Source organism: Pricia antarctica, from assembly GCF_900101815.1.
GTDB classification, from domain to species: domain Bacteria; phylum Bacteroidota; class Bacteroidia; order Flavobacteriales; family Flavobacteriaceae; genus Pricia; species Pricia antarctica.
In genome coordinates this window covers 337,159-358,830 of record NZ_FNAO01000008.1, presented here as the reverse complement: position 1 = coordinate 358,830, position 21,672 = coordinate 337,159, and the positions used below count along the sequence as shown (strand labels likewise).

General features: G+C 42.8%; 15 protein-coding genes and 2 tRNA genes. 14 read left to right on the top strand and 3 right to left on the bottom strand.

All coding sequences use genetic code 11. The features are described from left to right. Positions 1 to 4: 4 nt before the first annotated feature. The 9 genes from BLT07_RS17040 (at position 5) to BLT07_RS21080 (ending at position 12,003) form a co-directional block, all read left to right on the top strand. Positions 5 to 79: transfer RNA gene (locus BLT07_RS17040), tRNA-Val, on the top strand. A 359-nt stretch (positions 80 to 438) separates the two neighbouring features. Next, the gene (locus tag BLT07_RS17035; RefSeq protein ID WP_245726580.1) at positions 439 to 843 is read left to right on the top strand and encodes a hypothetical protein; all 405 of its coding nucleotides are present in this window, start codon (positions 439 to 441) and stop codon (positions 841 to 843) included. Between the two features lie 204 nt (positions 844 to 1,047). Beyond that, entirely contained in the window at positions 1,048 to 5,439 is a 4,392-nt protein-coding gene (locus tag BLT07_RS17030) for a CusA/CzcA family heavy metal efflux RND transporter (RefSeq protein WP_091872214.1), read from the top strand. A 32-nt stretch (positions 5,440 to 5,471) separates the two neighbouring features. Beyond that, on the top strand, positions 5,472 to 6,668 hold the full coding sequence (locus tag BLT07_RS17025; RefSeq protein WP_091872210.1) for an efflux RND transporter periplasmic adaptor subunit: 1,197 nt from the start codon (positions 5,472 to 5,474) through the stop codon (positions 6,666 to 6,668). 30 nt (positions 6,669 to 6,698) lie between these two features. Further along, positions 6,699 to 7,967, top strand: a complete 1,269-nt coding sequence (locus BLT07_RS17020; protein ID WP_091872205.1) for an MFS transporter — start codon at positions 6,699 to 6,701, stop codon at positions 7,965 to 7,967. A 35-nt stretch (positions 7,968 to 8,002) separates the two neighbouring features. After that, complete coding sequence (locus tag BLT07_RS17015; protein WP_091872202.1) at positions 8,003 to 8,215, top strand: hypothetical protein; 213 nt, start codon at positions 8,003 to 8,005, stop codon at positions 8,213 to 8,215. An 86-nt stretch (positions 8,216 to 8,301) separates the two neighbouring features. Then, positions 8,302 to 8,958, top strand: a complete 657-nt coding sequence (locus BLT07_RS17010) for a HupE/UreJ family protein (protein WP_262503259.1) — start codon at positions 8,302 to 8,304, stop codon at positions 8,956 to 8,958. A 13-nt stretch (positions 8,959 to 8,971) separates the two neighbouring features. Further along, positions 8,972 to 9,604, top strand: a complete 633-nt coding sequence (locus BLT07_RS17005; protein ID WP_091872192.1) for a hypothetical protein — start codon at positions 8,972 to 8,974, stop codon at positions 9,602 to 9,604. Positions 9,605 to 9,957: 353 nt separating this feature from the next. Continuing rightward, entirely contained in the window at positions 9,958 to 12,003 is a 2,046-nt protein-coding gene (locus BLT07_RS21080) for an Ig-like domain-containing protein (protein ID WP_091872188.1), read from the top strand. A 108-nt stretch (positions 12,004 to 12,111) separates the two neighbouring features. On the opposite strand, the gene BLT07_RS16995 is transcribed toward BLT07_RS21080, so the two are convergent. Continuing rightward, positions 12,112 to 13,170 (bottom strand): 6-bladed beta-propeller, encoded by a 1,059-nt coding sequence (locus BLT07_RS16995; protein ID WP_091872184.1) that lies wholly within the window; start codon positions 13,168 to 13,170, stop codon positions 12,112 to 12,114. A 93-nt stretch (positions 13,171 to 13,263) separates the two neighbouring features. On the opposite strand from BLT07_RS16995, the gene BLT07_RS16990 reads away from it, so the two are divergent. Further along, positions 13,264 to 13,341, top strand: a tRNA-Val gene (locus tag BLT07_RS16990). Between the two features lie 7 nt (positions 13,342 to 13,348). Here BLT07_RS16990 and BLT07_RS16985 read toward each other — a convergent pair. Both BLT07_RS16985 and gldJ read right to left on the bottom strand, forming a co-directional pair. Beyond that, a complete protein-coding gene (locus BLT07_RS16985; RefSeq protein WP_091872181.1) occupies positions 13,349 to 14,626 on the bottom strand; it encodes a UDP-N-acetylmuramoyl-tripeptide--D-alanyl-D-alanine ligase in 1,278 nt (425 codons plus the stop codon). A 64-nt stretch (positions 14,627 to 14,690) separates the two neighbouring features. Continuing rightward, a complete protein-coding gene (gene gldJ, locus BLT07_RS16980; protein ID WP_091872177.1) occupies positions 14,691 to 16,355 on the bottom strand; it encodes a gliding motility lipoprotein GldJ in 1,665 nt (554 codons plus the stop codon). A gap of 477 nt (positions 16,356 to 16,832) precedes the next feature. Here gldJ and porV point away from each other — a divergent pair, with 477 nt between their 5' ends. The 4 genes from porV to BLT07_RS16960 all read left to right on the top strand — a co-directional run bounded on the left by porV (position 16,833) and on the right by BLT07_RS16960 (position 21,463). Further along, positions 16,833 to 17,996, top strand: a complete 1,164-nt coding sequence (gene porV / locus BLT07_RS16975; RefSeq protein WP_091872174.1) for a type IX secretion system outer membrane channel protein PorV — start codon at positions 16,833 to 16,835, stop codon at positions 17,994 to 17,996. A gap of 73 nt (positions 17,997 to 18,069) precedes the next feature. After that, positions 18,070 to 18,552, top strand: a complete 483-nt coding sequence (cdd, locus tag BLT07_RS16970) for a cytidine deaminase (protein ID WP_091872170.1) — start codon at positions 18,070 to 18,072, stop codon at positions 18,550 to 18,552. A 143-nt stretch (positions 18,553 to 18,695) separates the two neighbouring features. After that, positions 18,696 to 19,694, top strand: a complete 999-nt coding sequence (pdhA, locus tag BLT07_RS16965; RefSeq protein WP_091872165.1) for a pyruvate dehydrogenase (acetyl-transferring) E1 component subunit alpha — start codon at positions 18,696 to 18,698, stop codon at positions 19,692 to 19,694. Positions 19,695 to 19,699: 5 nt separating this feature from the next. Then, on the top strand, positions 19,700 to 21,463 hold the full coding sequence (locus BLT07_RS16960; protein ID WP_091872161.1) for a pyruvate dehydrogenase complex dihydrolipoamide acetyltransferase: 1,764 nt from the start codon (positions 19,700 to 19,702) through the stop codon (positions 21,461 to 21,463). Positions 21,464 to 21,672 lie beyond the last annotated feature (209 nt).

The following is a 21,672-nucleotide window of genomic DNA, read 5'->3' as shown; positions in this document are numbered from 1 at the left end:
TTTAGGGCAATTAGCTCAGTTGGTTCAGAGCACCTCGTTTACACCGAGGGGGTCGGGGGTTCGAATCCCTCATTGCCCACTATAAAAACCTCAACTATTTGATGATAAATAGGTTGGGGTTTTTGCATTTTATGATTTGTACGATTATTTTATGGTAACTTACCCTTATTGTTTTGGGAATCTCAAAAAGGGCCAATTACTCACACAGAATTTTATAAAAATCTAATAATTCAATTTTTAGGCCGAAACACCACTATGGAGAAGCTGGATTATATTAAAACTTTCAAGGCCGCAAACTTGGGTACAGAAGGATACATAGCTGACTTTTTGCTTTACTTTTTTGTGCTAAAAGATAATATGCATAAGCATTGAGTTTTTTAAGTTTTACATTCTAAAATTAAATAGCTATTTTCGCAATTAAATTTTTAGAATAAATTTTTGAAGCTATTTAGAAATATACTATTCTTTACCGCAGCCTTCATTATGATAGGACACGACGTTGTGCCCCATAATCATTTATCCCAAGGCGAAGATATTTCTCTCTCTACTGTTTCTACAACAGATTCTCAGCAAATAGCTCAAGAACATTCAGAATTAGGCCATATATTCGAACACTTTCAGCATTCTCCCAACGAAAGGACTTTAAAATATGTAACTGGAGATGTTAAAAATCTAAATGTTAAGACAGAAATTCTACAAAATTCCGCCTTAATCGTTGATATAGACAATCAGTTTATTTGGCACGCAAACTTTGAAAAACAACGCTTTCGGGATTATCCGATAATTCCATATTTTACAACTTTTTTATCTTCACATACCCTTCGGGGACCTCCTTCTTGTTAATTTCTTAAAGTGATATTTAGTATTCAAGCTTCAACTGGACTTGATACTACGTATATCGCTATTTAGTTATGCAATACTCTTTTGTCATATCTATTCCCTTATTCATCTCTAGCATCAACAAATCATACATCTGTTAAAAGGTGTATAAAATCGGCTCTTGGTGATTCTTATTTTCGTTTTCCATCTTAAAATTATTCTACTATAATGTTAGATAAAATCATTCAATTTTCTATCAACAATAAGCTTGTTGTCGGAATATTAACCTTGTTCCTTGTTGGGTGGGGAAGCTATTCGCTTACCGAACTGCCCATAAGTGCCGTACCAGATATTACAGATAACCAGGTAATGGTCATAACCGTTTCCCCCACGCTTGCCGCACAAGAGGTCGAACAACTTGTTACATTTCCGGTCGAACAGACCATGGTAAGCATCCCTGAAATAAAGGATATGCGATCTTTTTCACGCTTTGGACTTTCTATTGTAACCATAGTGTTCGAGGAAGATACCGATCTCTATTGGGCACGGCAGCAAGTGCAAGAACGTTTATCCTCCGCGGCAGACGAAATACCGGAAGGTGTCGGAAAACCTGAAATGGCACCGGTTACAACAGGCCTTGGAGAAATATACCAATATGTGGTACATCCCGAAGAAGGTTATGAAGACCAATACGATGTTACCGAACTGCGAACGATACAGGATTGGATCATTAAACGGCAGTTATTGGGAACGAAAGGAGTTGCCGAAGTGAGTGGTTTTGGAGGTTTATTAAAGCAATATGAAATTGCCATAGACCCCAATACCCTTCAAAGTATGGATATAACCATTGAAGATATCTTCACTGCACTTGAAATGAACAATCAGAATACGGGCGGGGCCTATATTGATAAAGGCCCCAATGCATACTTTATTAGAAGTGAAGGCTTGGTCAACAATCTCGATGAAATAAATAAAATCTTTATCAGGGAAAGTAATGAAACCCCCATACTGATAAGGGATGTCGCTAAAGTACAGTTTGGTCACGGGGTTCGTTATGGTGCCGCTACCCGCAACGGGGAAGGTGAAGTGGTTACGGGAATCGTAATGATGCTAAAGGGGGCAAATTCTTCTGCGGTCATTAAAAGGGTAAAAGATAAAGTTGAACAAATAAAGGAAACCCTTCCCGAAGGGGTAACCATTGAACCTTTTTTGGATAGAAAAAAACTGGTAGATCGCGCAATAGGAACGGTGACAACCAACCTTACGGAAGGGGCGCTGATCGTTATTTTTGTTTTGATACTCTTCTTGGGCAACCTGCGAGGTGGTTTGGTGGTCGCATCGGTAATACCGCTCTCCATGTTGTTTGCAATAGCAATGATGAACCTTTTTGGGGTCGCGGGGAATCTGATGAGCTTGGGGGCAATAGATTTTGGCCTTATCGTAGATGGCGCCGTCATCATTGTTGAATCTGTAATGTTCGGGATTCATACCAGTAAAAAGAAGTATGCGGGAGTGGAAAAGTTGACTTCTGGACAAATGGATATTGAAATAAAAAGCTCAGCGGGTAAAATGATGAATTCCGCTGCTTTTGGACAAATCATAATACTCATCGTGTACCTGCCTATTTTGGCTTTAAGCGGGGTTGCAGGAAAAATGTTCCACCCAATGGCACAAGCGGTGATGTTTGCTATTTTGGGGGCATTGATCCTATCGCTTACCTATGTCCCGATGATGTCCGCCCTTGCCTTAGGTCGTAAGACAGAACATAAAAGGAATTTTTCAGATAAAATGATGGATTTCTTTCAGCGGATGTATAGCCCCGTTATAGAAGCTGCCCTGCGCGCAAAACTTCTAGTGGTTGGATTGGCCGTAGGCTTATTTGTTATTACACTGGTAGTGTTTGCCAATATGGGGGGCGAGTTCATTCCCCAATTGGACGAAGGGGATTTTGCCGTGGAAACCAGGGTGCCTGTGGGAAGTTCCATTCAACAGATGGTCGATGTTTCCCAAAAAGCACAGACGATATTATTAAGAGAATATCCAGAAGAAGTTGACCAAGTGGTCAACAAAATCGGTTCAGGGGAAATCCCAACAGACCCAATGCCTATTGAAGCGGGCGATATGATGATCATTCTTTCGCCAGAAGGAAACGACATAGAACGGGAGGAATTAATTGCGAAAATGCAGAAATCCCTATCGGTAATCCCCAATGCCAAATTTAGTTTTCAGCAGCCCATACAGATGCGTTTTAATGAATTACTGACAGGCGCAAAACAAGATGTGGTCTTGAAGATTTATGGTGAAGATTTGTCCACTCTTTCAGATTTGGCCAATGAAGTAGGACAGAAAATAAAATCTGTAGAAGGGGTCAACGATTTATATGTGGAAGAGATTACAGGTTTACCTCAAATTAAGATTGAATTAAACCGTGATAAAATTGCGCAATATGGCTTGAATGTAGCGGATATTAATAATGCCATTGAAACCGGTTTCGCCGGAAAAGCAGCGGGAATGGTATTTGAAGGGGAAAGGCGTTTCGACCTCGTGGTGCGTCTGCAAGAAGAAAGCCGTGGCGATATAACAGATGTTGAAAATCTATATATAGGTACTCCTAAAGGCCAACAAGTCCCACTTAGTGAGGTTGCCGATGTATCCTTTGAGCCTGGCCCCGTCCAAATACAACGGGATAATGCAAAACGTCGGGTTATGGTCGGCTTTAATGTACGTGACAGGGATGTTCAAAGTATTATTGCGGATATCAAGCAGATTATGGGGGCAAAGGTGGATATGCCACCAGGTTATTATGTAACATACGGAGGACAATTTCAGAACCTGAAAGAAGCCAACCAACGGTTAATGATCGCTTTACCAGTAGCTTTATTGCTTATTTTAATACTGCTCTATTTTGCTTTTGGTTCCCTAAAACAAGGTTTGCTCATTTTTACGGCCATACCATTATCGGCTATTGGAGGTGTTTTCGCTTTACTTATAAGAGGCCTGCCCTTCAGTATTTCCGCGGGGGTCGGGTTCATTGCGCTGTTCGGTGTTGCCGTTTTAAACGGAATCGTACTTATCGCAGAATTCAACAGGCTTAAAGAGGAAGGGGTTACGGATATTTATGAACGTGTTCGTAAAGGGACAAGTGTGAGACTGAGACCGGTATTAATGACCGCTACCGTAGCTGCCCTGGGCTTCTTGCCGATGGCATTGTCTAATTCATCAGGTGCAGAGGTACAGCGACCATTGGCCACCGTAGTTATAGGTGGATTGATTACGGCCACTGCATTAACCCTTATTGTCCTGCCAGTTTTGTATATCTATTTTACGGATAGGAAAGCTAGATCCAATTTCCGGAAAAACAAGATAGCCACCACTTTAATCGTGATCGGTGGACTGTTCTTTCCGGCGACACAACTCCAAGCGCAAGAAATGAATCAGGTGCAGGATCGGGAACTTACTTTAGAACAGGCCATTGAAATTGCACTTGAGAACAATGACCGGATTAAGATCGCGCAATATGAAATAGAGGTTGAGGAAACAGGAAAGTATGGTGCGATAACCATTCCCAAAACAGAATTCTCCTATTCAAACGGTGAATTTAATACGCCTGCGATAATGGACAACCTTTTTGGGGTTACGCAACGGATTAATTTTCCGACCGTATATACCAGTCAGTTCAAGTTGGCGAAAGCCAAGGTAAATAGTAGTGAGCAGCTGAGGGTCATCGAAGAAAATGGACTGATTGCGGATGTAAAAGTTGCCTATTTAAGGTATGTGTTCTTAATGGAGAACAAACAGTTGTTACAGCGCCAAGATAGCCTGTACAGCAATCTGGATCGGTCGAGCTCAATGCGTTATAAAACTGGCGAATCCACAAAACTGGAGAGTGTGACTTCGGCGACACAATCGATGCAGATTAAAAATAAGCTTCAACAGAACGAGGCCGATTTGCGAATTGCAAAAAAGCGACTGCAGGTAGTTTTGAACACCAATTATAATATAGGTGTTACAGATGCCAAGCTGATTCCTCGGGAGGTAAATCTGGATATTGAAAGCCAATCTGTGGAACAAAGCCCGTTGTACATTTATTTAAAACAACAGTTGGAGGTAAGGGAACGGGAGACCAATGTGGAACGGAACAAACTCTTACCGGATTTAATGTTAGGTTATAATAGCCAAACCTTCAATGGTGCCCAAACACTTAGTGAGACAAACCAAAATTTTGGTAACGATGACCGGTTCTCTTCTTTTCAGATAGGTGTAGCCATCCCGATTTTTCCGGGAGGGCATCGTTCCAAGATAAATGCTGCAAAAATTGAAGAGGATATTGCCCAATCCCGAATTGAGCTGAACCAGAACCAATTAGAAGGAGAACTTCAAAATTTGTTGCAGGAATATTACAAGCTTCAAGGTACTTTCAACTATTATCAAAATGAAGCCCTGCCACAAGCGGAACTCATCATTGATAATTCGGAAAAGAGCTTTAAAAGCGGGAATGTTTCCTATGCGCAATATTTGCAAAACCTCACTTTGGCAAATAGCATTCAGACAGAGTACTTAAATACACTTTATCAATATAATCAGTCCATCATAGTTATAGAAGCCTTATTGGGCTTGTGAAATCCAATGATATCATATTAAAATATAAAAAGATGAAAATTCAATTCAATACAAAAATTTCACTACTCATTTTATCCGCCCTACTTATAGTAGCCTGTGGCAATAAGGATTCAGAAAAAATGGAGACTTACAAAGAATCTTCGATGAAAGAAGAACAGCCCGCTGCCGACGGATCAAAACAAATCAATTTTACCAAAGATCAATACGATCTCGCCGGTATTGAAACCGGGGAAATTGAAATGAGAAATCTTAGTAACATCGTAAAACTGAACGGTGTCGTTGATGTAGAACCAAAAAGTATGGCCTCTGTATCTGCACCTTTAGGGGGATATTTAAAAACCGCTGGAAGATTACCCGGTGAAGAGATTAAAAAAGGACAGGTCTTGGCTACGATTGAAAATCCTGAATTTATCCGAATCCAACAGGATTATTTGGAAAGTTTAAGCAAACTCCAATTTCTGGAAGAAGAATACAACAGACAAAAGCAATTACGGGAGGAAGATATCAATTCGGCAAAAACCTTTCAGCAGGTTTCTTCGGATTATAAAATAACACAAGGCCGGGTTAAGGCATACGAGCAACAACTTGCGCTTGCGGGAATCAGTAGAAACTCCGTTAAAAATGGAAATATTTCCCGGACGGCGAACCTTTATTCCCCTATTACAGGTTTTATAAAAGAGAGCAATGTGAATATCGGCAATTATGTGTCTCCACAAGATGTGCTTTTTGAAGTAATTAATTTAGACGATATTCATTTGGCATTGAATGCCTTTGAAAAAGATCTGGAAAAGATAGCGATTGGCCAAAGCGTTAAATTTTCACTTTCCAATGACAATATGTTCGACCGTACCGCCGAGGTTTTCTTAATTGGAAAAGCGACCGGTAGCGACCGTATAACCCCGGTGCATTGCCATATCAATACGGGAGATGAAAAAGGTCTTTTGCCCGGTATGTATGTAAAAGCTTGGATTGAAAGCGGAACCAATAAGCAAATGGCAATTCCCTCCGAAGCTATCGTTCAATATGAGGGCAAGGATTTTATAATCCTTCAAACGGAAAACTCTGATAGCGGTTATACATTTAGAATGCAACAGGTTAAAAAGGGAATTGAGCAGGAAGGATACACGGCCATAACGTTTTCCGAAAGTGCCGATGTCAACAATTTTAAGCCTGTTACCAAGAACGCTTATTCCATCTTGTCCGCATTGCGGAATTCTGAGGAAGAATAGTTCCAATTAAAAAAAATATTCCAGAACAGAATGAAAATCGGCAAGGTTTTATCTAAATTAACTGAACCTTTTCAGGCGTTACAAAACAGATTGTTTGCAAAAGTATATCTCGCGCAGACCATCAGCTTGTTGGGTGATGCCTTTACTTGGGTGGGCCTGGCATTGCTTGCCTATCAGTTTGGGGAAGGAAGGGCTGCGGTAATTTTAGCCACGGCGCTCACTTTGCGGGTAACAGCCTTCATCATATTCTCGCCTTTTGCAGGCGTACTTGCGGACAGGATAGACCGAAAAAGGATTTTATACACCACCCATTTTATTAGAATGGGTCTCGTTGCTTTGCTGCCGTTTATTTCCGCAGAATGGCAAATTTATGTCCTGGTATTTCTTATGAATGTTTTCAATGCCTTTTTCAGTCCTACCTACAGGTCTATTATTCCACAAATAGTTGACAAAAAATTATATCGGCAAGCTATCGGTTTATCGGCTGCTACTTATCAATTATTGGGGGTTTTGGGTCCGGGATTAGCAGGTATATTTGCAATCTGGCTAGGTGCCCGGGAAATATTTCTGATCGATGCAGCTACATTTATTATCGCAGGTATTTTGCTTATGAGCCTTCCGAAAAGTTTTCTGAATGTTCCGAAAGAAGATGATCCGAAGAAACACCCTACCACTTGGCAAGATGTTACTAAGGGCGCAAGACTTTTGTTTAAAAACAAATACATCCGTTTTGCCCTTTTTATAGAACTTGTATCGGCGATGGCCGGGGCCTTTATATTGGTAAATAGCATTGTTCTTGTAAAAGGTGGATTGAGCCTGGCCGATAGGGAATACGGTTTGATTATGGCTTCCTTCGGTATTGGTGCAACGGTGGCTGCCTTTGTTTCCGGGGCCATAGATAAATCTAAATCCAGACAGGTTTCGTTGATACTTGGAGCATTGACATTAGGTCTCGCAATAAGTGCTGCAAATTACCTGAATTTTTCCCTACTCTTTGTGTTTTGGATTATTGCTGGTTTAGGACAAAGTTTGGCAGAGATACCTTCGGAAACACTTATTGGTGAAAATATTCCTGATCAAGAACAGGAGAAAGTATATGGTTCCCATTTTGCATTTTCACATCTGTGGTGGGCGATTTCTTATCCGATAGCTGGATTATTGGGAACCAATTTCCCTGAGAAGGATTTTCTCTACGGTGGCATCCTCACACTATCATTGTTACTGATGGTGTTCTTGTTTCTTAGACCGAAGGAAAAGCCTTTGATTTCAGATCACTTCAAATTAACGAACATAGATTAATAAATTTTAAACACTAATATCAAAATCAATAAATTATGAAAAGAGTATTTTTTATTACATCAGTTGCATTGACCCTATTGGCATCTTGCAAGGAAACAAAAAAGGAGGAAGCTACTCCAGAAGTTAAAGAGAATGTTACTAAAGGCAACAATGCAGATATGACCAGGAATCAGGATAGCATCCAGATGAATCAAAAAAAGACAATGGATAGTTTAGAGCAGGTCAAATCCCACGGGCACGCCCATTAACAATCATAATCCTAGTATGCGTTAACGCGTAATGGGATTTAATCAAATTTACCATAAAATTAAAAAAGATAATATCCTTTCTGGTATTGACCATCGTTTGCGCGCTTTGTGCTACCGCATTCGCGCACGGAGTGGATGAAGACACGCAAACATTTCTGTTGGGAAACAGCGGTGTTGCCTTCGGACCATTTTTATATATAGGTGCCAAACATATGATAACAGGCTACGATCACTTGTTATTTTTGGTCGGTGTTATTTTCTTTCTATATAAACCGAAAGAGGTGCTTTTATATGTTAGTTTTTTCACCATTGGGCACAGTACCACCTTGCTCTTAGGTGTATTGGCTGACATCAACATTAATGCATTCTTAATCGATGCGATTATAGCGCTATCTATCGTTTATAAAGGATTCGATAATTTAGGCGGATTTAAGCGATTCTTCGGGAAACAGCCGAACACCAAGGCAGCCGTTTTGATTTTTGGTCTCTTCCACGGTTTTGGTCTTGCCAGTAAGTTACAAGAATTCAAATTTGACCAAGAAGGCCTTTTTACCAACCTAATTGGTTTCAATATAGGTGTAGAAATAGGACAATTCATTGCTTTAGCGGTAGTGTTTATTCTTATAACGGTATGGAGAAGACAACGTAGTTTTATGAATTTTTCAACAATTGCAAATACAGCCCTTATGGCCGCCGGGTTTTTACTGCTCGGCTTTCAATTAACAGGCTACTTTACATCTTAAAAAAAAATTAACTATGTCAGAAATGAATCATCCAATATTGGAGAAAAGCAAAATTATAAAAGCAACCCTCATTTCACTTCTTGTAGGTGCGGTATTATTGGTTGTAGCGGTTTTACCGGCCGAATTCGGAATGGATCCGACAGGTGCGGGAAAATTATTAGGATTTAGCAAACTTTATGTACCTGAAGAAGCCGGGACAACTAGTCTAGGAACTATGGCATCAAATCCCTCAAATCAAATAATCAAACTTGAAAAAGCAGGTTCAGGGCCTGATGTGGACAGACCTGTAGAGGCCGATAATCCGCCTCCGACCACACCATTAAGTTCTCGTGAAGATGAAACAAAGGTGGTTGTTCCTGCAGGAAAAGGTATCGAATTCAAAATAAATATGCTCAAATACGGAAAGATGAAATACGAATGGACTACCTCTAATAATGAAATTCTCTATTTCGATTTTCACGGAGAGGTAAAACAAGAAAAAGAGGTCAAGGAAGTTTACTTTGAAAGTTACACCATTGCCAATTCTAATAATATGGTGGGTACTTTTTATGCACCTTATGAGGGAAAACACGGATGGTTTTTCAGAAATGCCAGTGACGAGGACGTCGTAGTAAATTTAAGACTGAAAGGTCAGTATGCCTTATAGTTTGGAGTCCTGAAATGGAAGGTCAATATCTTCCGTTAATTTAAAATTCTTGATTTTTTTGTGGAATTTTCTGTAATACTTTCTATTTGGTCAAAAAAGTGAGATAATTTTAAGAAGTTAAACAATCATAACTCCTACAAAGCCTTTTATTTTGTTAAAATTTAGGTAATTTGACGGTTAAAACTGTAGTTTCGTCGATTCTTTAATCAAACTTTTTGTTAAACTTAAAGTTTTATTTAAGAATTTGTGCTGTAAAGAAATGATTTTTCAAAAGCATCAGCTGTGTAAAACAGTTGGTGTTGATTTTTTTTTAGCGCTGCGTTAATTAGTATTAATCCTCAAAATTACTACTTATGAGATTGAAAACTACCCTATTTGTTTTTATGGTTACCATGGGGTCTTACGAAGCCTTTGCCCAATGTAGCGGTGCGGACTTCGAGGAGCAAAACGGTATTGCTATTCTAGAAATGGATTCTAAAGTCTCCGGAAGTTGGAGAAAAGAATCAATTGCGGGAGCTTCAGGAGGTTCTGCATTGACCAACCGGGGATCGGATAATTTTGGATCACCTGGTAATTCCACAATTACCTATAATGTTAAAATCAATTCGCCTGGAACCTACCGCTTTGCATGGCGTAGTAAAATCAGTATTATAGCGTCTTCCAGTCCTTCATCCGAGCACAATGATTCTTGGCTTAAAATCAATGCCTCCAACTTTTATGGTTTAAAGGGTTCTAGCACGGTTTATCCAGGCGGATCCGGTAAAAGTCCCGTAGCAAAGGGACAGACTAAAAATGGGTGGTTCAAGATTTATACAGGTGCGGTAAACTGGAGTTGGAATACCTATACGAGTGACAATGACCCTCATCGTATATACGCTACGTTCAACAACCCAGGGGTGTATACCATTCAAGTATCGGGTAGGTCCAATGGCCACACAATTGATAGAATGGTGCTCTATAAAACCAGTAGTTACTCGGATTCGCAAGCTACCAGCTTGTCTCGGTCACAGACCAAATGTTCCGGAGGTTCCAACCCGCCGCCAACACCTACGCCAACGCCGACACCAACTCCTACACCAACACCGACACCAACTCCTACACCCCCCGCGGGCAACAATACTCCTACAGTTACCTTTTCAAACCTTACCAACGGACAGCGATTTTCTTCCGGGAGTAGTGTTTCCGTAGGGCTGTCTGCTAGGGACACCGATGGAAGTATTGTAAAACATCAAATCTTTGTCAATGGCAACTTGGTCGATACTGATGGATCTCGTTATACACCCCATCCAATATCCAATATAGCTTCGGGCAATTATGCTATTAGGGCTACGGTTACCGATGACGACGGTGCCACTGCTACCACAGCGATAAATATTGTGGCCGGTTCGACTAGCCCCCCTCCAACAAATCCTACCCCACCGACTCCGCCAACCCCACCGACTCCGCCCACCCCACCGACTCCACCCAGCGGAGGAAATGCGGCACCAGTTGTTGCTTTTTCTAACATTACGGAGGGTCAGCGCGTGGCTGTGGGGAGCACGGTCAGCGTAGGTGTCAAAGCCAGTGATAGTGACGGAAGTATCGTCAAACATCAAATTTACGTGAATGGCCGTTTGGTGGATACCGATCCAGCTAATTTTACACCACATCCCATTGTTGGAATCAAAGCCGGCAATTATTCAATTAAGGTCGTGGTGACCGATAACGATGGTGCTACCGCTACCAAAACGGCGAATATTGTTGCTGGTTCAGGTACGCCTACGCCTACGTTACCACCACCTTCAAATCCTTCCTTGAGCTTTACCTTGGTGAGTTCTTCTTCCAACTCCAGCCTTGGGTCGTTAACCGATGGAATGAGCCTAAGTTCTTCTAATGCCCAGAATATGAATATAAGGGCTACCGCCCCATCCACTACCAAAAGTGTTTTATTGTCCCTTTCTGGGGCAACCTCTACATCGCGATTAGAAGATGTGGCCCCTTTTGCTCTCTTTGGGGATACAAATGGGAATTATTTTTCCGGAAATCTTAACAGCGGTTCCTATACCCTGAAAGCCACAGCTTATTCGGGAAATGCTGGTTCGGGTAGTGTAGTTTCTTTGAAAACAATTCGTTTTACGGTGACTCGAGGAAATACGGCAAAGGCTGCTGCCTTTGCTTATCCCAATCCGATAAAATCGGACGGTAGGGTAGGCGTTAAACTTCCCGAGGGCATCTCAGGTAATGTTAAGTATTCTGTAACGAATGCATTGGGTGTACAACTCGAACAAGGCCAATTCAGTGGAGACCGATCTGATGTTGAATTAGAACTTTCAACTATGGGAAGACAGGTTCAGGGAGTTTATTACCTTACCTTAATTTCGGCCGATTCGAAACATACTATTCCGCTAGTGAGGGAATAGATTGATTTTAAGCCCATATAATGTGTCCCAAGGATTTTTAAGGATTGATTATTTTGGAGTGTTTATAGGCAATGGCCCTAGTTTAAACTAGGGCCATTTTTTTTAGCATTAAACCCTATTGAGTTTAATGGGATAGGTCTTTCCGGAAGCCCATTGCGGTACATAAAGATTGCCATCGTCATCCACTAATACATCGTGTGGGTTGCGGAAGGTCTTACCATCATAAAGAGGCTCTGAAAGTTTTCCGGTGCTGTAATCGGGCGCACTTCCTCCCGGAAGGGATATAATTCTGTTGTTGGCATCCAGAACGGCGAGCATGCCGTCGTAGCTATCCCAGGTCTTGGTAACGATTACGGCAAAATAGATATGCCCGTCATGGATGACCGGACGGCAAATGGAGCATCCGGGTAAGGAGATGGTCTCCAAATGTTGCCCGTCCAAAGTAAACCTTTTGAATTCTTGACTGGCACGGGAGGTTATTAAGAGTGTCGGATTGTTGGCATCCCTAGTATCCAAGGTAATACCGTGGCAGCAATTAAATTTTCCATCGCCTTCGCCTTTGCCCCCGAAATGGCGGATGTAATTGCCTTTGGCATCATAGTGCATGATATAATTTTCGCCATAGCCGTCGGCGATGTAGAAATCGCCGTTGGGCATAATGGCGGTCTCTGTGGGCTTGAACTGGTCGTCACTGGTGTAGCCCTCGACCTCTTTTGGGCGACCAAGGGTCATTAGAATTTTGCCGTCTAAAGTAGTTTTATGTACTTGATGGGTTTCGGGATCGGTAATGAAAAGAAATTGGTCGCTGCCCTCGCCCATAATTGACAATCCGTGGGCCCCGGGGAATTCGGTGCCCCAGGAATCCAACACTTTTCCGGACCTATCGTAGATGATGACATTGTTGTTGTCAGCTCCGGTAGTGGTCATTAAGATACGTCCTTTGCTGTCGAGCACCATTTCATGACAGTCGTTAACAGGGGTCTTAGCGGGATCTTGCACCCCCCATTCCTGATCTACGGTGTATGTAAAATCACCATGGCCTACGGTCTCTTTCATTGTATTTTTTGAATGTGTTGTTCCAAAGGTGAATGACGGCGCAATAATTCCAGCACCGGTAGCCAAAGCCGATTTCATGATAAAATCCCTTCGTTTATTGTATGTTTTCATAACTTTCGCTGTGTTTTTCAGGATTAAAAATACAGTATTTTAATTTAAGTTTTCGGAATTCAAAATTAGCTTTATCTTTGGCGAACGATTTTAGGGTCATTAGCTCAGTTGGTTTAGAGCGCTGCCTTGACAGGGCAGAGGTCACTGGTTCGAATCCAGTATGTCCCACCAAAAAGTTTTATAGCAATTCCAAAATCCGTTCTAGGGCCATGCCTCTTGATCCTTTGATAAGAACGGTGGAACGCTCCTCAATGGGATTTGCCGTAAGATGTTTCGAGAAGGCTTCGAAAGTATCGAAGCTTTTTAGTTCACTATCCGTTTGATTGAAATTCCCTCCGATTAAAAATACGTCTTTTAAATGCATTGAAGCGGCTAGATCTGCAATGGCCTGATGTTCGATGGCCGCGGTTGCGCCCAACTCGAACATATCCCCTAAAAAAGCGATTTTGGGAACGGCGTCCACCCCGTCGAAATTTTCAAGGGCGGCGACCATACTGGTCGGATTGGCATTGTAGGCATCCAAAATAATGCGATGTCCGTTTTTTTCCAAAAGTTGCGAGCGGTTGTTTTTTGGAACATATCCCTCGATGGCCTTTTTAATATCCGAAAGGGGTACATTAAAGTATTTGCCCATTACAATAGCTGCCGCACAGTTGGTAAAATTATAGCTTCCGATCAATTGGGAGGTTATCGTTTGGTCTTCCACATTGATTTTGACAAAAGGATTTGCGCTAGCGAAGGATATGCGATAGAATTCCTTTTTTTCCGCACTAAATCCGAACTTTTTGATGTGGTCACCCAATTTCTGGAATTGAATAGAATCATCCGCATTCATAAAAATGGATTTATCGTTCGCCATTAAAAAATCGTACAGCTCGCTTTTCCCTTTAATGACGCCTTCTTCACCGCCAAAACCTTCGAGATGCGCCTTTCCAAAATTCGTAATGTAGCCGAAATCGGGCCGGGCGATTTTGCATAAAGATTCGATTTCCTTTTGGTGGTTGGCGCCCATTTCGACAATTGCGATTTCAGTGTCTTTTGTAATGGTCAACAAAGTGAGCGGAACCCCAATATGGTTGTTGAGGTTGCCGACGGTTGCAATCGTGCGGTACTTTTTTGAAAGTACGGCATTGATCAATTCTTTGGTGGTGGTCTTGCCATTGCTGCCGGTCAAGGCGATGACTTTGGCGGTCCTGAAATTTCTATGAAAGGTGGCCAATTGCTGTAAAGCGCCAAGGGTATCGTTTACCAAGATATAGTTATCGGAAATCGCATACTCGTCTTCATCGACCACGGCAAACGCGGCCCCTTTGCGCAAAGCTTCCGCGGCATAGGTGTTTCCGTTGAAATTATCCCCCTTTAGTGCAAAAAAGATACTGTCTTTACTAATTTTTCGGGTATCGGTACATACTCGGGGATGCGCTAAAAAGCGTTGGTGAAGTTTCTCTATTTCCATACTACTAAGATAAAAAAAAAGCCCCGACGCTAGGTCAGGGCTTCATCAAATTTGGTGAATCGTATTATCTTACTTTCTTACCGCGAGGGGTTTTGTTCTTTGTTTGGGATTTTGACCCTACCCTTGACATGGCACATCGGAATCCGATATAATCAGTAGCCATATACTGGGGCATGTAACGTCGTTGTGCGGGGTCGAGCCAGTAGGCCCTGTCCTTCCACGAACCCCCTTTGTAGACCCTTACCTCGTTGTTGATCAAAGTGCTCCTGTTGTTCGATTTGTCATATTCACGGACTAGATTGCCCGCTGAATCGACCTCGATCTTATTTTTGGGCGAGTTGTACATTTTATCACTGTCCGAGGTCTGATTCTCATCGGCGAACTGATCGAAAAATCTTGAAGAGCTTGGATCACCATCTCTATAGCCCCTGTTGTCGCTAGAAGAGAAATTCGTTCGTAAAAAGGTCTCTTCTTCGCCAACGGGCACCATTTTAATCTCACCCGGCAGGTTCACCGCAACAATCTTACCGTTTGGAAGCGTATCGTACATGACCGAATCACGAAGTATGTTCACTTTCCCGTCTTCGCCAATGGCCGTCTTCATATAGATGTTACCACGGTAGTAGTTGAAATCACTTACTTCGTCGTCAACGATGGGTCGATAGACATCGGCTACCCACTCGGCTACGTTACCGGCCATGTCATATAAACCAAGATCGTTCGGCTTGTAAGACATTACCTCAGCTGTGATATCCGCTCCGTCGTCTGACCATCCCGCGATTCCACCGTAATCTCCTTTGCCTTGCTTGAAGTTGGCCAGTTGGTCCCCTCGACCTACACGTTGGCCGTTACGGGTGTACTCACCATCCCAAGGATATTTTTTTCTGCCTCTATAATTATTGTACTCACGAGTACCTTGATTGGCCTGTGCGGCATATTCCCACTCCGTTTCGGTAGGCAATCGGTATTCGGGCATGATAACGCCACTGCTTCTACTTGCATAGGTATTGATACTGTCTTTTTTCTTACTTCCTTGAAGAGAATCGATCTGGCCATTGTAAACCGATTCGGGGCGGTTCAAATAGGTCTCGGTGCTGAAAGTACCGGCAACCTCACCGGTGGCGGCCTGATATTTGGCATCTTTGGCCAAATAGCCTTCCCTTTCCAACATTATCTCGTTGACACGGTCGGTACGCCATTCAGCAAATTGGGTGGCCTGTACCCAATTGACTCCCACTACAGGATATTCTGCGTATGCAGGGTGTCGCAAATAATTGTTGGTCATCGTTTCGTTGAACCCCAATCGGTTTCGCCAAACCAAAGTATCGGGCAATGCCCCTTTATAAATATTGGTATACATTGGATTTTCAGGGGGGTAAACACTTTTGAGGTAATCGAGGTATTCCAGATACATCACATTGGTGACCTCTGTTTCGTCCATATAAAAAGACTGTACATGCTGCGAGGTCGGCGTATTGTTCCAATCATGCATCACATCATCTTGCACTTTACCTTTTGTGAACGTACCTCCCTCTATAAAAACAAGACCAGGAGCGGTCTCCTGTTCCTTGAAATCCGTGTTGTATTGAAAACCGCCCTCCTTGGAATTGATTTTCCAACCTGTGGCTCTCGATACATCTTTGCTGCCGGAATTTTTACAGCTGGTAACCGTAAAACCTCCTGCAACAACTGCACAAGAAAGTACAACTTTGATAAACTGTTTTTTCATAATTAGGACTTGAGTTCAAATGGTTCGACTACTAACTACTATGGGTCGTCGGAATTTGTATTTTGATTAATTTTAATATCACTTTCGGCATATAAAACGATGAAACCTCCATAATATTTTATCTTCCAAAAAATATTTTATCTTAACGATGCCGATGCAACTATTGAAAACGCAGGGCAGTTCTTCAATGGAATAACGGGATAAATAGGATTATAGTATGGCCTTGACTGTTTCTTTTTGAACAAGCTGTCAGTATGTGCCACGCTTTGATAGCTCATCTACTTATGCGAAATTACGAGTATTCTTCGTATTGTTGCGGAACCCTTTCCAGATAACGGGAATGCCAATACCAAAAATAACGGGTTCGTAATATAAGATATTGCCAAAAACCCCGTTTTGCATGTAATACGTCTAATTTATTTTATAAATTGGATGCGATTGCCCATATTTGCCCGTTAAATCTAGACCTGTTTAAAAATGAAAAAATTATCAGTACTGCTTTTGTTTTTCGGTGTTTGCCAACTTTCTGCACAACAAAATCCGATCGAAGCACGCGATCGCGTCATAACTACGGCCGTTCCGTTTTTAAATATTACCGCCGACGCACGTGCCGCCGGTATGGGAGATGTGGGTGTAGCTACTTCTACCGATGCCTATTCGCAACAGTGGAATCCTGCAAAATTTGCTTTTGCCGAGCATAAAATGGGAATATCTCTCGGCTATACGCCCTATTTGAGCAGTGTAGTTTCCGACATTGGTCTTTTAAACGCGAACTATTTCAACAAGATCGACGACCAAAGTGCCTTTGCGATCAGTTTGCGCTATTTCACTTTGGGCGAGATAGAATTAAGACAAACTTTTCAAGATATGGCCACGATAGCCAAACCTAACGAACTGGCGTTCGACGGCTCGTATTCCTTGAAATTGAGTCCCACTTTTTCCATGGCCGTCGCAGGGCGTTACATTCGTTCTAACCTGAAGTTCCCTAATGAGACCAGCATTGATACGAAGCCTGGCAGTACCTTCGCCGTTGATGTCGCCGGGTATTACCGTTCCCGGGAAATTGGCTATAACAATTTTGACGGTCGATGGAGGGCCGGTTTCAATATCTCCAATCTTGGGGGCAAGATTTCCTACGACGAAAACGGACAGGACAACTTCATACCTGCCAACCTAAAGTTCGGCGCTGGATTCGATTTTATTTTGGATCAGGATAATGTACTGGGCCTTACAGCGGAATTCAATAAGCTTTTAGTACCAACTCCCCAAGATTTTAACGGGGATGGCCAGCTTAATGCCGCCGATAACGACGAGTACCAAAACATCGGCTTTTTAAGCGGTGTATTTAAGTCGTTCGGTGATGCTCCTGACGGTTTCAGCGAAGAGTTGCAGGAAATGACCTGGGCCCTAGGTGCCGAATATGTGTATCAAGAAGCCTTTATGTTCCGAACGGGATATTTCAATGAAAGCGATGTAAAGGGATTCCGGAAGTTCTTTACCCTCGGCGCAGGATTTAGGTATAGGTCCGCACAAATTGACTTGTCGTATCTTTTCTCTACCTCGAAAATTACCAACCCGATCGAAAATTCGCTTCGGTTCTCGTTGACCTTTAATTTGGGCGAGGAGTTTATCAATGATTAAGTTGATACATATATAGGTATAGTAACAAACCTGCCTTGTGCGGGTTTTGTTATTTTTTTCACTAATCTCATCCATGCAAAAACGAAAACTAAGTTTTGAACTGACCATTTTTGCCGGATTGGCGGAACTTTCGAAAGAAGATCAAACCCTGATGTCAAAAGCCGTTGCGGCGCGAAAGAATGCGTACGCCCCTTATTCCAACTTTCAAGTTGGTGCGGCGGTGTTTATGGAAAATGGGAAAACGATCATCGGTAGCAATCAAGAAAATGCCTCCTACCCATCGGGACTCTGTGCCGAGCGGGTAGCGGTTTTTCAGGCTGGGGCATTATATCCGGGCATACCCATTAAAACGGTCGCCATTACCGCAACATCCAGAAATCATGTAGTCGATTCCCCCGCTGCCCCGTGTGGCAACTGTCGGCAGGCCATATTGGAGTATGAGACGAAGCAGCAAAAACCCATTCGACTACTATTGATGGGCGAGACCGGTAAAGTGCTGCAATGTAATTCGATTGCCGATATATTGCCTTTGGGTTTTGATAGTTCCTTTTTATGAGAGATTTTTTGATCGAGCGTTCAAGGTCTCCCGTCCTTTTTTTTTCCAACTAATGATTTAATATGTATTTTTGTTCTTCTTGCCCCATTTCGATAGCTCCGTAAATGGATTCAAGGGATTAAAAATTTTATGAAACGATTTCAATGGAAAAAATTACCAAGGAAACCTATCTGAAATGGTACGAGGATATGTACTTCTGGAGGAAGTTCGAAGATAAACTGGCCCAAGTGTACATTCAACAAAAAGTTAGGGGATTTCTACATTTATATAATGGACAGGAAGCTGTTTTGGCCGGTTCGTTGCATGCCATGGATCTTACTAAGGACCGTATGATAACGGCCTACAGAAACCACGTACAACCTATAGGAATGGGTGTCGACCCTAAGAGGGTGATGGCTGAACTTTACGGTAAGGTCACCGGTACCTCAAAAGGTATGGGCGGATCTATGCACATCTTTTCCAAGGAACACCGGTTTCATGGAGGGCACGGTATCGTGGGGGGGCAGATTCCCCTCGGTGCAGGTATGGCCTTTGGCGATAAATATGCGGGTAGGGACAATGTTACTCTTTGCTATATGGGCGATGGCGCCGTACGTCAAGGTGCTTTTCACGAGGCCCTGAACTTGGCCATGCTCTGGCAACTGCCTGTGGTGTTTATTTGTGAAAACAATGGCTATGCCATGGGGACATCCGTCGCTAGGACCTCGCATTCCACTGAAATTTGGAAACTGGGCCTTGGCTACGAAATGCCTTGTGGCCCCGTAGACGGAATGGATGCCGTAACCGTGGCGCAAGAAGTTAGCAAAGCAATCGATCGCGCGCGAGGTGGGGGTGGCCCTACTTTTCTGGAAATGAAGACCTATCGTTATAGAGGGCATTCCATGTCCGATGCACAGCATTACCGCACGAAAGATGAGGTTAAGGAATATCAAAAGATAGATCCCATAACGCAGGTACTCGATGTGATTATGGAAAACGAATATGCGACCGAAGATGAGATAAAGGCCATAGACAAGAAGGTAAAGGAACGGGTCGCGGAGTGTGAAAAGTTTGCCGACGAATCCGACTATCCGCCGGTAGAACAATTATACGACATGGTCTACGAGCAAGAAGATTTTCCGTTTGTACAACATAAATTATAAGATAGATGGCAGAAGTGATAAACATGCCCCGATTGAGCGATACCATGGAAGAGGGTACCGTGGCCAAATGGCTGAAAAAGGTCGGTGACAAAGTTGAGGAAGGCGATATTCTAGCGGAAATCGAAACGGACAAGGCTACAATGGAATTTGAATCCTTTTACGAGGGTACCTTATTGCACATCGGTATTGAAGAAGGCGATGGTGCGCCGGTCGATTCCCTTTTGGCCATTATAGGGGAAGAGGGAGAGGATATTTCGGGATTGTTGAACGGTAGTGATGGCGATTCCGATGATGAAAAGGAGGCGTCTTCGGATGATTCTTCAGAGGATAACGATTCTTCAGAGGATGAAGATGAAAAGGAAGAAACCGATACAAAGGAAAACGAAAGTAAAACACCCGAAGGAAAAGATACTAAAGATTCCGGTGCTGAGGACGATGATTCGGATAGCGGTACTTCCGAAATTCCGGATGGCGTAGAAATAGTCAAAATGCCACGTCTCAGCGATACCATGGAAGAAGGTACGGTGGCCTCTTGGTTGAAGAAGGTCGGTGACAAAGTTGAGGAAGGCGATATATTGGCCGAAATCGAAACTGACAAGGCCACGATGGAATTTGAATCCTTTTACTCCGGCACCTTGTTGTATATCGGGATTCAGGAAGGGGAATCCTCCCCCGTTGATGCCGTTTTGGCGGTAATCGGTCCGGAAGGTACCGATGTCGATGCGGTATTGAATGCAAAGCCATCCAGCGGTAAAAAGAAAAGTACTTCAAAGGATAAAAAGGAGGAGTCGACATCCGAAGCCTCAAAACAAGATTCGGAATCATCTGAGAAATCCGATTCCGGTTCAAAAGCGGTCAATGAAGGCCAGCGCATCTTTGTATCTCCCTTGGCCAAAAAAATGGCAGAGGACAAAGGTATTGATCTAACGAATATTTCTGGATCCGGCGATAATGGCCGGATTGTTAAAAAGGATATCGAGAACTTCAAGCCGTCAGCAAAATCGCAGTCGCAAGAACAGGCCAAGGCAACTAAGCAAGAATCAAGTCCCGCACAATCCGCAGCCCCGATTAATTTGCCGGTAGGCGAGGAGAGCACCGAAGAGGTCAAAAATTCGCAAATGCGCAAGGCCATTTCCAACACCTTGAGCAAATCTAAATTCACCGCCCCCCATTACTATTTGACCATTGAGGTAGATATGGATAATGCCATGACTTCACGGCAACAGATCAATGATATGCCCGAAACCAAAATATCCTTCAACGATATGGTGGTCAAGGCATGCGCAATGGCACTCAAAAAGCATCCTCAGGTCAATACGTCTTGGAGCGATGATGCCATGTTATACCATCATCACATTCACATTGGGGTTGCGGTTGCCGTACCCGATGGGTTAGTGGTGCCGGTACTTAAATTTGCCGATCAGATGGGGCTCACCCAAATAGGAGGCTCCGTAAAAGAACTTGCGGGTAAAGCAAGAAATAAAAAGTTGACTCCCACCGAAATGGAAGGAAGTACCTTCACGGTATCTAATCTAGGGATGTTCGGGATATCGGAGTTCACCTCGATAATAAATCCGCCTAATTCCGCTATCCTGTCCGTTGGGGCAATCGTGGAAAAACCCGTTGTCAAGAATGGGGAAATCGTCGTTGGAAACATCATGAAGGTCACTTTGGCCTGTGACCACCGTACGGTCGATGGGGCTACAGGGTCCCAATTTCTATTGACTTTAAAGACGTATTTGGAGAATCCGGTTACGATGCTGGCATAAGACGACTGATATAAAATTGAAAAAGCATCCTTAATACGCCTGCCCAGTAGAAATTCGTGAATTTTGGAAAACCCTTTTTTCTTTACCAAGACAAAATTTTCAAGTATGGCTGGGGCTATAGTTTAAAATTTTAACGTCGGCGAAGGGAAAAAGAAGGACTCAAAAACCGGAATTTCCGAACGGCAGGAGTATTTTATTTTGGGATGCCT